The sequence below is a fragment of the Pseudomonas sp. TE12508 genome (assembly GCF_056279485.1).
In genome coordinates this window covers 160,959-174,496 of sequence record NZ_JBWCCN010000011.1, presented here as the reverse complement: position 1 = coordinate 174,496, position 13,538 = coordinate 160,959, and the positions used below count along the sequence as shown (strand labels likewise).

Sequence of the window (13,538 nt, the reverse complement as noted above, 5' to 3'; positions counted from 1 at the left end):
CCTATGTCACTAAATTTCCCGCTGTTGCTGGTCATCGCCGTGTTCGTCTGCGGCCTGTTGGCGTTGCTCGATCTGCTGTTCCTGGCGCCACGGCGCCGGGCTGCCATTAACTCTTACCAGGGTAGCGTCAGCCAGGCTGACATGGTGGTAGTCGAGAAACTGAACAAAGAGCCGCTGCTGGTCGAATACGGCAAGTCGTTCTTCCCGGTGTTGTTCATCGTACTGGTGCTGCGTTCGTTCCTGGTGGAACCGTTCCAGATTCCTTCCGGCTCGATGAAACCGACCCTGGACGTCGGCGACTTCATTCTGGTGAACAAATTTTCTTACGGGATCCGCCTGCCGGTGATCGACAAGAAAGTCATCGAAGTCGGTGATCCGCAGCGCGGTGATGTGATGGTGTTCCGCTACCCGAGCGACCCGAACGTCAATTACATCAAACGTGTGGTTGGCCTGCCGGGTGACCAGATTCGCTATACCGCAGACAAGCGTCTGTTCGTCAACGGTGAATCGATCGCCGAACAACTGGTCGGCTCCGAGCCGGGCACGTTGGGCAGCGCCGAGCTCTACAAGGAAAAACTCGGCATTGCCGAGCACCTTATCCGCAAGGAAATGAGCCGCTACCGCGCAGCGCCGGATCGTTCGTGGACCGTGCCTGCCGGGCACTACTTCATGATGGGCGACAACCGCGACAACTCGAATGACAGTCGCTACTGGGATGATCCGAGTATTCCCAAGAATCTGCTGGGCATGGTTCCCGACAAGAATATCGTCGGCAAGGCCTTCGCAGTCTGGATGAGCTGGCCGGAACCCAAACTCAGTCACCTGCCGAATTTCTCGCGGGTTGGCCTGATCAAGTAATCACACACGGCGCTGTTGAACACAGCGCCGAATGCATTTCTGGAGTCGGCATAATCGGCACCGGACGCATGAAAACAACGATATTCAGGACGTTATTTTTGAACACAGCGTTAATTGTCCCAAGCCTGCGCCGCACCACGGCGATGGCGGTGGAATCCAGCCACGAACTCAGCGTGGGTAAACCGTGAGCGTCTCCTTAAGCCGTCTAGAGCGTCAGCTCGGCTACACCTTCAAAGACCAGGAGCTGATGGTCCTGGCCCTGACTCACCGCAGCTTTGCCGGGCGCAACAATGAACGCCTGGAGTTCCTCGGTGATGCCATCCTCAACTTCGTCGCTGGCGAGGCGCTGTTCGATCGCTTCCCGCTGGCCCGCGAAGGCCAGTTGTCGCGTTTGCGCGCCCGCTTGGTGAAAGGTGAAACCCTGGCCGTACTGGCCCGTGGTTTCGATCTGGGCGAATATCTGCGCCTGGGCTCCGGTGAATTGAAAAGCGGTGGTTTCCGTCGCGAATCGATTCTGGCCGATGCCCTGGAAGCGCTGATTGGTGCGATCTACCTGGACGCCGGCATGGACATGGCGCGCGAGCGCGTGCTGGCCTGGCTGGCCGGAGAGTTCGAAGGCTTGACGCTGGTCGACACCAATAAAGATCCGAAAACCCGCCTGCAGGAATTCCTGCAGTCCCGTGGTTGTGAGCTGCCGCGTTACGAAGTGGTGGATATCCAGGGTGAGCCGCATTGCCGGACGTTCTTCGTCGAATGTGAAATCATCTTACTGAATGAAAAAAGCCGAGGTCAGGGTGTGAGTCGTCGTATTGCCGAACAGGTAGCGGCCGCCGCAGCACTGATTGCCCTGGGTGTGGAGAATGGCAATGACTGATTCAACCGCAACTCGCTGTGGCTATGTTGCCATCGTCGGCCGTCCCAACGTGGGCAAGTCCACGCTGCTGAACCACATTCTGGGTCAGAAGCTGGCGATTACCTCGCGCAAGCCGCAGACCACCCGTCACAACATGCTCGGCATCAAGACCGAAGGCGCCGTTCAGGCGATCTACGTCGACACCCCGGGCATGCACAAGGGCGGCGAAAAGGCCCTGAACCGCTACATGAACAAGACCGCTTCGGCGGCGTTGAAAGACGTCGACGTGGTGATCTTCGTGGTTGACCGCACCAAGTGGACCGACGAAGACCAGATGGTCCTCGAGCGCGTTCAATACGTGACCGGCCCGCTGATCGTGGCGCTGAACAAGACCGACCGTATCGAAGACAAATCCGAGCTGATGCCGCACCTGAGCTGGTTGCAGGAACAGCTGCCGAACGCGCAGATCATGCCGATCTCGGCCCAGCACGGGCACAACCTGGACGCGCTGGAACGAGTGATCGCCGAGCACCTGCCGGAAAACGATCACTTCTTCCCGGAAGATCAGATCACTGACCGCAGCAGCCGCTTCCTTGCCGCCGAACTGGTGCGCGAGAAAATCATGCGCCAGTTGGGCGCCGAGCTGCCGTACCAGATCACCGTGGAAATCGAAGAGTTCAAGCAGCAGGGCAAAACCCTGCACATCCATGCGTTGATCCTCGTCGAACGTGACGGCCAGAAGAAAATCATCATTGGCGACAAGGGCGAGCGCATCAAGCGCATCGGCACCGAGGCGCGCAAGGACATGGAGCTGCTGTTCGACTCCAAGATCATGCTCAACCTGTGGGTCAAGGTTAAGGGCGGCTGGTCCGATGACGAACGTGCGTTGCGTTCGCTGGGTTACGGCGATCTGTAAACCCGGTCTGCGCTGCACCGTAGAACCCTGTGGGAGCGGGCTTGCCCGCGATGAGGATGTAACATTCAGCAGAGATGTTGAATGTAAGTCCGCCATCGCGGGCAAGCCCGCTCCCACATTGGTTTTGGGTTGTTTGTAAAACTGCGCTCCTTCATTGAGAACTGCGATTTCCATGTCGAACACCGCGCCAACCGGCCAACCCGCGTACGTCCTCCACTCCCGCGCCTACCGCGAAAGCAGTGCGCTGGTGGATTTCCTTACGCCGCAAGGTCGGCTACGGGCGGTGTTGCGCAGCGCGCGGGGCAAGGCTGGAACCCTGGCGCGACCGTTTGTGCCGCTGGAAGTCGAATTCCGTGGGCGGGGTGAATTGAAAAACGTCGGTCGCATGGAAAGCGCCGGTGTTTCCACCTGGCTCAACGGCGAGGCGCTGTTCAGCGGTCTCTACCTCAACGAGTTGCTGATCCGTCTGCTGCCCGCCGAAGACCCCCATCCCGCAGTCTTCGATCACTACGCCGCGACCTTGCTCGCCCTGGCCGAAGGCCGTCCATTGGAGCCATTGCTGCGCTCCTTCGAATGGCGTTTGCTCGACGACCTCGGTTACGGTTTCGCCTTGAACACTGATATCCATGGCGACCCCATCGCGCCGGATGGCCTCTACCGCTTACAAGTGGATGCAGGCCTGGAACGGGTCTATCTGCTGCAACCGGGTCTGTTCAACGGCACTGAATTGCTGGCCATGGCCGATGCCGACTGGTCCGCGCCCGGAGCGCTGTCCGCTGCCAAGCGCTTGATGCGTCAGGCGCTGGCCGTTCATCTGGGCGGTCGTCCTCTAGTCAGTCGCGAGTTGTTTCGTAAGCCATAGTTTCGCAAGCCATAGGAACTGTTGATGCTTGCGTCAACAGACCCAGGCTCCCCGTGTATGCTGTGCACCGAACTTTCCCTTGTTTTCAGGAGCGCTTCCGTGACCACCAGCAATCGCATTCTTCTTGGCGTGAACATCGACCACGTTGCCACCCTGCGTCAGGCCCGGGGTACTCGCTACCCGGATCCAGTCAAGGCAGCGCTGGACGCGGAAGAGGCGGGCGCTGACGGCATCACCGTGCATTTGCGCGAAGACCGTCGGCATATTCAGGAGCGCGACGTGTTGCTGCTCAAGGACGTGCTGCAAACCCGCATGAATTTCGAAATGGGCGTCACCGAAGAAATGATGTCGTTCGCCGAACGCATCCGCCCGGCGCACATTTGCCTGGTCCCGGAAACCCGTCAGGAGCTGACCACCGAAGGCGGTCTGGACGTGGCAGGGCAGGAGGCGCGGATCAAGGCTGCGGTGGATCGCCTGGCGAAGATCGGCTGTGAAGTATCGCTGTTCATCGACGCGGACGAGCGGCAGATCGAAGCATCCCGCCGTGTTGGTGCACCGGCCATTGAATTGCACACCGGGCGTTATGCGGACGCCGAGACGCCGACCGAAGTCGCTGAAGAGCTCAAGCGCGTGGCCGATGGCGTGGCATTTGGTCTGGCCCAGGGGCTGATCGTCAACGCCGGTCACGGTCTGCACTATCACAACGTCGAGGCTGTTGCGGCGATCAAGGGCATCAATGAACTGAACATCGGCCATGCGCTGGTAGCCCATGCGTTGTTCGTCGGGTTCAAGTCGGCTGTTTCGGAGATGAAGGCGTTGATTCTGGCCGCTGCGATAAAAGGTTAGATCGGCGGCGCTGCCATCGCGGGCAAGCCACGCTCCCACAGGTCCGAGTTGAACGACAGTTGAATATTCGACGCGGATCTGTGGGAGCGTGGCTTGCCCGCGATGGCGTCTTTGAAGGCTGCGAAGATTTAAAGCGGTGGGGTTTCCTGGCTCGGCTTGGTCTTGTCGACCCCCGGCACATGCAGGTTGCCTTCAGCGACCTGATTGCCTTCCAGCTGCGGCTGCGTGACCCACGTCAGGATGTCGTAGTAACGACGGATGTTCGCCACGAAATGCACCGGCTCGCCGCCCCGGGCGTAGCCGTAACGAGTCTTGCTGTACCACTGTTTCTGCGACAGGCGCGGCAGGATTTTCTTCACGTCCAGCCACTTGTCCGGGTTCAACCCTGCCTTGGCCGCCAGTTTGCGCGCGTCATCCAGGTGACCGCTGCCAACGTTGTAGGCTGCGAGCGCGAACCACGTACGATCCGGCTCCTGGATCGACTCATCCAGTTGCTCTTTCATATAGGCCAGGTACTTTGCCCCACCCATGATGCTCTGCTTGGGATCGAGTCGATTGGACACGCCCATGGCTTGCGCCGTGTTCTGGGTCAGCATCATCAATCCGCGCACGCCGGTCTTGGACGTGACCGCCGCTTGCCACAGCGATTCCTGATAACCGATCGCCGCCAGCAGGCGCCAGTCGACTTTCTCTTTCTTGGCGTACGTCTTGAAATGCTGTTCGTATTTGGGCAGCCGCTGCTGCAGATGCTGGGCGAAGGTATAGGCGCCCATGTAACCGAGTACATCGACGTGCCCGTAATAGCGATCCTTGAGGCGTTGCAGGGTGCCGTTTTTCTTCACTTTGTCGAGGTAGGCGTTGATCTCGTTGAGCAGGCTGTTGTCTTCGCCGGCGGCCACGGCCCAGCTCTGATTGCTGGCGTCACCGAGATCGAAGGCGACCCGCACGTTGGGGAAGTACACCTGGTTCATCGCGACTTCGTTGGAATCGACCAGGGTCAGATCGATCTGGGCTTCGTCGACCATGCGCAGCAAGTCGACGACTTCAACCGCGTCGGATTCTTCGTATTCAATGCCGGGATATTTCTTTTTCAGCTCTGCCAATTGCTCGGCGTGGGTGCTGCCCTTGAGCACCATGATCTTCTTGCCGACCAGATCGCCTGCGTCGGTCGGCCGTGACTGGCCGTTGCGGTAGATGATCTGTGGAGTGACTTCGAGATAGGAGTGGGAAAATCGCACCTGTTTTTTTCGTTCTTCGCTGCTGACCAGGCCGGCAGCAGCCAGCACCGGGCCATTGGGCTTGCCCACCTGATTGAACAGGTCGTCGAGGTTGTCGGCAGTTTCGATCTTGAGCTCGACCCCCAGATCCTCGGCAAAGCGCTTCACCAGCTCGTATTCGAAGCCGGTTTCACCGTTGCGATCCTGAAAGTAGGTGGCGGGACTGTTACGGGTAACCACCCGCAGCACGCCATCCTCCTTTACGCGCTCCAGCGTGTTGGGTTTATCAACACAGCCACCGAGCACCAGGAAGAGTCCGGTTGCGATCAGCCATTTGGCGTACCGCGGACGCAAAGCCGTTGGGGAAAACATCTGCGCAGTATACGCAAAGGACCACGAGCGCCATATCTCGACAGCGAAGGGCTTGTCTGCTAGAGAGTCTAAAACCCGCTTGGAGCCCGCAGGAATGGGCCCGAACAGCATTTTGTGAGATAAAAAATAACCCTCGGCGCACGCTTGTTCAGGGCCCGAAAACCCGGCCCGACGTTCGGGTACAGCCGTGCGTACCGTTTCGGGTGATGTCGCGGGCGGTTTAGGCTAGAATGCACGGCCTCAAAGCACACCCCTTCCCGAGGCTGTCCCGAAGATGTTGATCCTGCGCGGCGCTCCTGCCCTTTCTGCCTTTCGCCACAGCAAACTCCTTGAGCAACTGAGCCAGAAGGTTCCGGCTGTCAGCGGCTTGTATGCTGAATTCGCTCACTTCGCCGAAGTTACCGGCGTCCTGACCGGCGACGAACAGCAGGTGCTCGCGCGCCTTCTGAAGTACGGCCCAAGCGTTCCAGTACAAGAGCCAACCGGTCGTCTGTTTCTGGTGTTGCCACGTTTCGGCACTATCTCGCCGTGGTCCAGTAAAGCCAGCGACATCGCTCGCAACTGTGGCCTGACCAAAGTCCAGCGCCTGGAGCGCGGTATCGCGTTCTACGTCGCCGGCCAGTTCAGCGACGCCGAAGCGCAGCTGATTGCAGACGCCTTGCATGACCGCATGACCCAGATCGTATTGGACAACCTTGAACAAGCCGCCGGCCTGTTCAGCCACGCCGAACCCAAGCCCCTGACCGCGATCGACGTGTTGGGTGGCGGCCGCGCCGCGCTGGAAAAAGCCAACACCGAGCTAGGCCTGGCCCTGGCCGAAGACGAGATCGACTACCTGGTCGCAGCCTTCGTTGGCTTGAAGCGCAACCCGCACGACATCGAACTGATGATGTTTGCCCAGGCAAACTCCGAGCACTGCCGTCACAAGATCTTCAACGCCAGTTGGGACATCGACGGTCAGAGCCAGGAAAAAAGCCTGTTCGGCATGATCAAGAACACCTATCAGATGCACAGCGAAGGTGTTCTGTCGGCTTATAAGGACAACGCCTCGGTAATCGTTGGCTCCGTCGCCGGCCGTTTCTTCCCGGACCCTGAAACCCGCCAGTACGGCGCGGTGCAGGAACCGGTGCACATCCTGATGAAAGTCGAAACTCACAACCACCCGACCGCGATTGCCCCGTTCCCGGGCGCGTCCACCGGTAGCGGCGGTGAGATTCGCGACGAAGGTGCAACCGGTCGCGGCGCCAAGCCAAAGGCTGGCCTCACCGGTTTTACCGTGTCCAACCTGCAAATCCCGGGTTTCGAACAGCCATGGGAAGTGCCGTACGGCAAGCCTGAGCGCATCGTTACCGCGCTGGACATCATGATCGAAGGCCCGCTGGGTGGCGCCGCGTTCAACAACGAATTCGGTCGTCCGGCCCTGACCGGTTATTTCCGTACCTTCGAACAATCGATCACCACCCCGCGTGGCGACGAAGTTCGCGGTTACCACAAGCCGATCATGCTGGCTGGCGGCATGGGTAACATCCGTGCCGAACACGTACAGAAAGGCGAGATCACCGTTGGCTCCAAGCTGATCGTGCTCGGCGGCCCGGCAATGCTCATCGGCCTGGGCGGCGGTGCTGCCTCTTCCATGGCCACCGGCACCAGTTCGGCGGATCTGGACTTCGCATCGGTACAGCGCGAAAACCCGGAAATGGAACGTCGTTGCCAGGAAGTCATCGACCGTTGCTGGCAGTTGGGTGATAAAAACCCGATCAGCTTCATCCATGACGTCGGCGCGGGCGGTCTGTCCAACGCCTTCCCGGAACTGGTCAACGACGGCAACCGTGGCGGTCGCTTCGAGCTGCGCAACATTCCAAACGACGAGCCGGGCATGGCCCCGCACGAAATCTGGAGTAACGAATCCCAGGAACGCTACGTTCTGGCGGTGGGACCTGCGGACTTCGAACGCTTCCAGGCGATCTGCGAACGTGAGCGTTGCCCGTTTGCCGTGGTCGGCGAAGCCACTGCCGAACCGCAACTGACCGTGACCGACAGCCACTTCGGCAACAGCCCGGTGGACATGCCGCTCGAAGTGCTGCTGGGCAAAGCCCCGCGCATGCACCGTTCGGCGGTTCGCGAAAACGAGCTGGGCGATGATTTCGATCCGTCGACCCTCGAGATCGCCGACTGCGTCGAGCGCGTTCTGCATCACCCGGCCGTGGCCAGCAAAAGCTTCCTGATCACCATCGGCGACCGTACCATCACTGGCCTCGTGGCCCGTGATCAGATGGTCGGCCCGTGGCAGGTTCCGGTGGCTGACGTTGCCGTCACCGCTACCAGCTTCGACGTCTACACCGGTGAAGCCATGGCCATGGGCGAGCGTACTCCGCTGGCTCTGCTGGACGCTCCGGCGTCGGGTCGCATGGCCATCGGCGAAACCCTGACCAACATCGCGGCGTCGCGCATTGCCAAAATCTCCGACATCAAACTGTCGGCGAACTGGATGTCCGCCGCCGGTCACCCGGGTGAAGACGCGCGTCTGTACGACACCGTGAAAGCGGTCGGCATGGAATTGTGCCCGGACCTCGGCATCACCATTCCGGTAGGCAAGGACTCGATGTCCATGGCCACCCGCTGGAACGACGAAGGCGTCGACAAGACGGTGACGTCGCCGATGTCGCTGATCGTGACCGGCTTCGCCCCAGTGGCTGACATCCGTCAGACCATGACCCCGCAACTGCGCATGGACAAGGGCACCACCGACCTGATCCTGATCGACCTCGGTCGCGGTCAGAACCGCATGGGCGCTTCGATCCTCGCTCAGGTTCACGGCAAACTTGGCAAGCAGGCACCGGACGTCGATGACGCCGAAGACCTGAAAGCCTTCTTCGCCGTGATCCAGGGTCTCAACGCCGACGGTCACTTGCTGGCTTATCACGACCGTTCCGACGGTGGTCTGCTGACCAGCGTCGTGGAAATGGCCTTCGCCGGTCATTGCGGCCTGAGCCTGAACCTCGACGGTCTGGCAGAAACCTCCGCCGACATCGCCGCGATCCTGTTCAACGAAGAACTGGGTGCTGTGATCCAGGTTCGCCAGGACGCCACTCCGGACATCCTCGCGCAGTTCAGCGCAGCTGGCCTGGGTGACTGCGTGTCGGTGATCGGTCAGCCGATGAACAACGGCGAGATCAGCATCACCTTCAACGGCGACACCGTGTTCGAAGGTCAGCGTCGTCTGCTGCAACGTCAGTGGGCCGAGACCAGCTACCAGATCCAGCGTCTGCGTGATAACGCCGACTGCGCCGAACAAGAGTTCGACGTGCTGCTGGAAGAAGACAACCCGGGCCTGAGCGTCAAGCTCAGCTACGACGTCAACCAGGACGTCGCCGCGCCTTACATCAAGAAAGGCATCCGCCCACAGGTTGCCGTGCTGCGTGAGCAGGGCGTCAACGGTCAGGTGGAAATGGCGGCTGCGTTCGACCGCGCCGGTTTCAACGCGATCGACGTGCACATGAGCGACATTCTGGCCGGCCGTGTCGACCTGAACGAGTTCAAAGGTCTGGTGGCTTGCGGCGGTTTCTCTTACGGCGACGTGTTGGGCGCCGGCGAAGGCTGGGCCAAGTCCGCACTGTTCAACAGCCGCGCTCGCGATGCCTTCCAGGGCTTCTTCGAACGTAATGACAGCTTCACCCTCGGCGTGTGCAACGGTTGCCAGATGATGTCCAACCTGCACGAGCTGATCCCGGGCAGCGAGTTCTGGCCGCACTTCGTGCGTAACCGTTCCGAGCAGTTCGAAGCTCGCGTTGCCATGGTGCAGATCCAGGAGTCGAACTCGATCTTCCTGCAGGGCATGGCCGGTTCGCGTATGCCGATCGCTATTGCTCACGGTGAAGGTCATGCCGAATTCGCCAGCGAAGAAGCGTTGCTGGAAGCCGATCTGTCGGGTTGCGTGGCGATGCGTTTTGTCGACAACCACGGTAAGGTCACCGAGAACTACCCGGCCAACCCGAACGGCTCGCCGCGCGGGATCACCGGTTTGACCAGCCGCGACGGGCGCGTGACCATCATGATGCCGCACCCGGAGCGTGTGTTCCGCGCCGTGCAGAACTCGTGGCGTTCGGAAGACTGGAACGAAGACGCACCTTGGATGCGTATGTTCCGTAACGCTCGCGTTTGGGTTAACTAAGAGCGGGGAGCTGATTGCCGTGTACAAGCTCAGTTTTTTTGTTCCGGCCAGTCATGTCGAGGTGGTCAAGAGTGCTGTGTTCGCTGCCGGTGGCGGGCGGATCGGGGCTTATGATCACTGCGCGTGGCAGGTGTTCGGGTTGGGTCAGTTTCGACCTTTGGATGGCAGTCAGCCGTTTATTGGTGAAGCGGGGCAGGTCGAGCAGGTTGAAGAATGGAAGGTTGAGCTGGTGGTCAGCGATGAGTTGATTCGGGCGGTGGTGGTGGCTCTGAAAGAGAGCCATCCCTATGAGACGCCGGCTTATGAGGTATGGCGGTTAGAGGATTTCTGATCTTCCTGGCCGCTGAAAATGAGAAACCCGCTGAAAGTGATTTCAGCGGGTTTTTTATTGGCTGCGATTTTAGGGCGTGGCGGCCTTGGAGCCGACCAGGTTCTTGTTGATTGAGTGTGCGGGCTTGCTCGCGAAGGCGGTCTGACAGCCAACCAATCTCTCGAAGATGCACACGGCTCAATTGTAGGAGCGAGGCTTGCCCGCGAAGGCGGCCTCACAGCCAACCAATCTCCCCCCGGATGTACGCCAACCCACTGTGGGAGCGAGCCTGCTCGCGATGACGGCCTTACAGGCAACGATGTTTATTGATCAGAAAAAACATCAGAACCTTCCCACAAGTTTTTCAGGTTGTCCGTCGGAAGTGGACTCTCTAACCTTTGGCTGTCGCTGCCAATTCAGTGACCGGGACTGCAAGCCCGCCGATAGTTTGTTAGACACCTTTAAGCGCACCTATAATCGTGGCGCTTAAATCAATGGTCATCGATTTATGGTGGCTGTGTGCGGGAGACCTTCGGGTCTGCCGAGGGCCTAACAACTCGGTCTTGCAGACCCGCGCACAGCTGCCACCCATCATCTGCAAGTGATGCTGGTAGCTCCAACTTTTTGTTAGGAGTTTCACAATGATCAAAGACAGCCCAAATCCTCCAGAAACAGACGTAGAAACAGACGTAGAAACAGATTTAGAAACAAACATGGAAAACGAATCCGTTTCCCCCTACGCCTGCCTTAATTCCAAAAAGCTCCACGACGCCGCAATCCGTGCACTCGATCACTATCTGGCGCCACCTTCCCAGAAGAAGGCCGAAGCCGGCCAGCGTCCAAGTACGATTTTCGTCGTCGCGCCCAACGTAGATTCCGAAACCCTGCTGGCCCATGCCTGTGAAACCCTGGCTTCGGCGAATGTCATGGCCAGTGAGTTGGCGTACGACCTCACTGGGCCGGCGTGCAATCTGGCCTTGGGCATTCAGCAGATGATTTCGTTGGCGGAGTTGTCGGTGAATCGTGTGTTGGATCATCTGGACCCGCAGGGGTAGCACAATGAAAAAAGCCCGCTGGACCTGTGACGGTCAGCGGGCTTTGAGATTTTCATTGGTTGTGCGGGCCTCTTCGCGGGCAAACCCGCTCCCACACTTTGATCTGTACCAAAAAGTTGGATATCAATCCTGATTTTGGGGGCAGATCACCACAGGCAACCCCCTCGCCACAAAAGCTCCTCGCCAGCCTTAAAGGTTGCCGTTAAGGGCGAATTTCAATCATCGTGCCGTCCGGCACCAAACCCCAAACCTCGCGCATGTCCATGTTGCGCATGGCGATGCAGCCGTCGGTCCAGTCCAGTGTATGGAACAGGTCTTCGGGATTGTCTTCGGTGTCCGGGGTGCCGTGGATCATGATCATGCCGCCAGGCTCGACGCCTTCGCGCCGGGCACGGGCGGCGTCGCTGATGTTGGGGTAGGAGATGTGCATCGCCAGGTTGAAACGGTCGCTGATCTTGCGCCAGTCCACCCAATAAAAGCCTTCGGGGGTGCGTTTGTCACCCTCCATCAGCTTTGGCCCCTTGGGGCGTTTGCCTAGGGAAATGCGATAGGTCTTGATCGGCCTGCCGTCATTGATCAACTGCAACTGGTGGGCAGATTTGAGAACCAGGACTTTTTCGATGACCTTGCCGTCCAGCGTTTCCGTGGAGGAAGCCTGGGCGACAGCGACGAACGATAAGCAAAAAACAGCAAGCAACCAGCGCATTGAAACGATATCCCTAAGAGGTGTCGCGACTATTTATTTTATAGGTGCTTTTATGTGTAGCAGCTTTAAATGATGGCAGGCTGGACGAGCGGCGGGATCGATTCGGACCGCACGGGGTAGACCTCGGTCCGCCGGTCAGCGAAGAAGCATTCTAAGGTACGGCCCACCGTGCGGAAAGCCAGTTCGCCCCAAGGAATGTCGGCTTCTTCGAACAGTTGCACTTCCAGGCTCTCGGGCCCCGCGGAAAAATCCAGGTCCACCAGCTCGGCGCGAAAGAACACATGCACCTGGCTGATGTGTGGCACGTCGATCAGCGTATAGATACTCAGGTTGCGCACGCGGGCACAAGCTTCTTCGGCGGTCTCGCGAATGGCGGCCTGCTCGATGGTCTCACCGTTTTCCATGAACCCGGCGGGCAGGGTCCAGTAACCGCGCCGTGGCTCGATGGCGCGACGGCACAGCAACACCTTCGAACCCCAGACCGGCACGCAACCGGCAACGATATTGGGGTTTTGGTAATGGATGGTATGACAGCTGTCGCAGACAAAACGCAGGCGCGAATCGCCTTCGGGAATGCGATGGGTTACCGGGTTGCCGCACTGGCTGCAAAATTTCATGCTTGGGTTCCTGAATGCTGCGCCTATCTTGGCGTGCAGCGGTGTCGGTCGGCAAGTTGTCGTTTCGCGACATGAGGCTGTTCGGGGCTTGGGCGGCCGATGCGATTGGTGCATGATGCAGGGTAAGGCACAGATCGAGAAGACTCATGCTGGACGAGCTACTGCACCGGGTAAGCAATCACACGCCGCGTACGCTGGAAACCGACCGACGTTTCCCCGAAGCCGCGGTATTGGTGCCCATCACGCGCAGTGACGAACCGGAACTGGTGCTAACCCTTCGCGCCAGCGGGCTTTCGACCCATGGCGGCGAAGTTGCCTTTCCCGGCGGTCGACGCGACCCCGAAGACCCTGACCTGATTTTTACCGCCCTGCGCGAAGCCGAAGAAGAAATCGGCCTGCCGCCGGGGCTGGTTGAAGTGATCGGCCCGCTGAGCCCACTGATCTCCCTGCACGGCATCAAGGTCACGCCCTATGTCGGCGTGATTCCGGATTTTGTCGAATACCAGGCCAACGACGCCGAGATCGCCGCGGTGTTCAGCGTGCCGCTGGAGTTCTTCCGCAAAGACCCGCGCGAGCACACTCACCGCATCGACTATCAGGGCCACAGTTGGTACGTGCCAAGCTACCGTTATGGCGAATACAAGATCTGGGGGCTGACGGCGATCATGATCGTCGAGTTGATCAACCTGCTCTATGACGCGAAAATCAGCCTGCATCAACCACCCAAGAGTTTTATCAACACCTGAAGCCATCGT

General features: G+C 59.4%; 12 protein-coding genes. 9 read left to right on the top strand and 3 right to left on the bottom strand.

All coding sequences use genetic code 11. The annotated features are described in order from the left end of the window. Window positions 1–3 precede the first annotated feature (3 nt). From lepB to pdxJ, 5 genes are all read left to right on the top strand, one after another. Entirely contained in the window at window positions 4–858 is an 855-nt protein-coding gene (lepB, locus tag ACZ9IM_RS16885) for a signal peptidase I (protein ID WP_008073129.1), read from the top strand. A 184-nt stretch (window positions 859–1,042) separates the two neighbouring features. After that, window positions 1,043–1,732: a ribonuclease III gene (gene rnc, locus ACZ9IM_RS16880; RefSeq protein WP_007905528.1), complete on the top strand. Its 690-nt coding sequence runs from the start codon at window positions 1,043–1,045 to the stop codon at window positions 1,730–1,732. Then, on the top strand, window positions 1,725–2,627 hold the full coding sequence (era, locus tag ACZ9IM_RS16875) for a GTPase Era (RefSeq protein ID WP_008073130.1): 903 nt from the start codon (window positions 1,725–1,727) through the stop codon (window positions 2,625–2,627). The genes rnc and era overlap by 8 nt, the downstream gene beginning before the upstream one ends. A 172-nt stretch (window positions 2,628–2,799) precedes the next feature. Further along, the gene (gene recO / locus ACZ9IM_RS16870; protein ID WP_427627526.1) at window positions 2,800–3,489 is read left to right on the top strand and encodes a DNA repair protein RecO; all 690 of its coding nucleotides are present in this window, start codon (window positions 2,800–2,802) and stop codon (window positions 3,487–3,489) included. A 99-nt stretch (window positions 3,490–3,588) separates the two neighbouring features. Beyond that, complete coding sequence (pdxJ, locus tag ACZ9IM_RS16865) at window positions 3,589–4,335, top strand: pyridoxine 5'-phosphate synthase (protein ID WP_427627528.1); 747 nt, start codon at window positions 3,589–3,591, stop codon at window positions 4,333–4,335. A 128-nt stretch (window positions 4,336–4,463) separates the two neighbouring features. On the opposite strand, the gene mltF is transcribed toward pdxJ, so the two are convergent. Further along, window positions 4,464–5,924: a membrane-bound lytic murein transglycosylase MltF gene (gene mltF / locus ACZ9IM_RS16860; RefSeq protein WP_427627530.1), complete on the bottom strand. Its 1,461-nt coding sequence runs from the start codon at window positions 5,922–5,924 to the stop codon at window positions 4,464–4,466. Between the two features lie 274 nt (window positions 5,925–6,198). Between mltF and purL the strand changes: the two genes are divergently transcribed. The 3 genes from purL to ACZ9IM_RS16845 all read left to right on the top strand — a co-directional run bounded on the left by purL (window position 6,199) and on the right by ACZ9IM_RS16845 (window position 11,460). Beyond that, window positions 6,199–10,095: a phosphoribosylformylglycinamidine synthase gene (purL, locus tag ACZ9IM_RS16855; protein WP_427627532.1), complete on the top strand. Its 3,897-nt coding sequence runs from the start codon at window positions 6,199–6,201 to the stop codon at window positions 10,093–10,095. 19 nt (window positions 10,096–10,114) lie between these two features. Then, window positions 10,115–10,426 (top strand): YqfO family protein, encoded by a 312-nt coding sequence (locus ACZ9IM_RS16850; protein WP_038981681.1) that lies wholly within the window; start codon window positions 10,115–10,117, stop codon window positions 10,424–10,426. Between the two features lie 620 nt (window positions 10,427–11,046). Next, window positions 11,047–11,460, top strand: a complete 414-nt coding sequence (locus ACZ9IM_RS16845) for a DUF6124 family protein (protein ID WP_427627534.1) — start codon at window positions 11,047–11,049, stop codon at window positions 11,458–11,460. A gap of 202 nt (window positions 11,461–11,662) precedes the next feature. Here ACZ9IM_RS16845 and ACZ9IM_RS16840 read toward each other — a convergent pair whose 3' ends face one another. Together ACZ9IM_RS16840 and ACZ9IM_RS16835 are read right to left on the bottom strand one after the other, a co-directional pair. Next, window positions 11,663–12,166, bottom strand: coding sequence for a L,D-transpeptidase family protein (locus ACZ9IM_RS16840; RefSeq protein WP_427627536.1), 504 nt, complete (start codon window positions 12,164–12,166; stop codon window positions 11,663–11,665). Window positions 12,167–12,231: 65 nt separating this feature from the next. Next, window positions 12,232–12,783, bottom strand: coding sequence for an NUDIX hydrolase (locus ACZ9IM_RS16835; protein WP_476224500.1), 552 nt, complete (start codon window positions 12,781–12,783; stop codon window positions 12,232–12,234). Between the two features lie 146 nt (window positions 12,784–12,929). On the opposite strand from ACZ9IM_RS16835, the gene ACZ9IM_RS16830 reads away from it, so the two are divergent. Continuing rightward, a complete protein-coding gene (locus ACZ9IM_RS16830) occupies window positions 12,930–13,529 on the top strand; it encodes a CoA pyrophosphatase (protein WP_007897550.1) in 600 nt (199 codons plus the stop codon). Window positions 13,530–13,538: the final 9 nt, after the last annotated feature.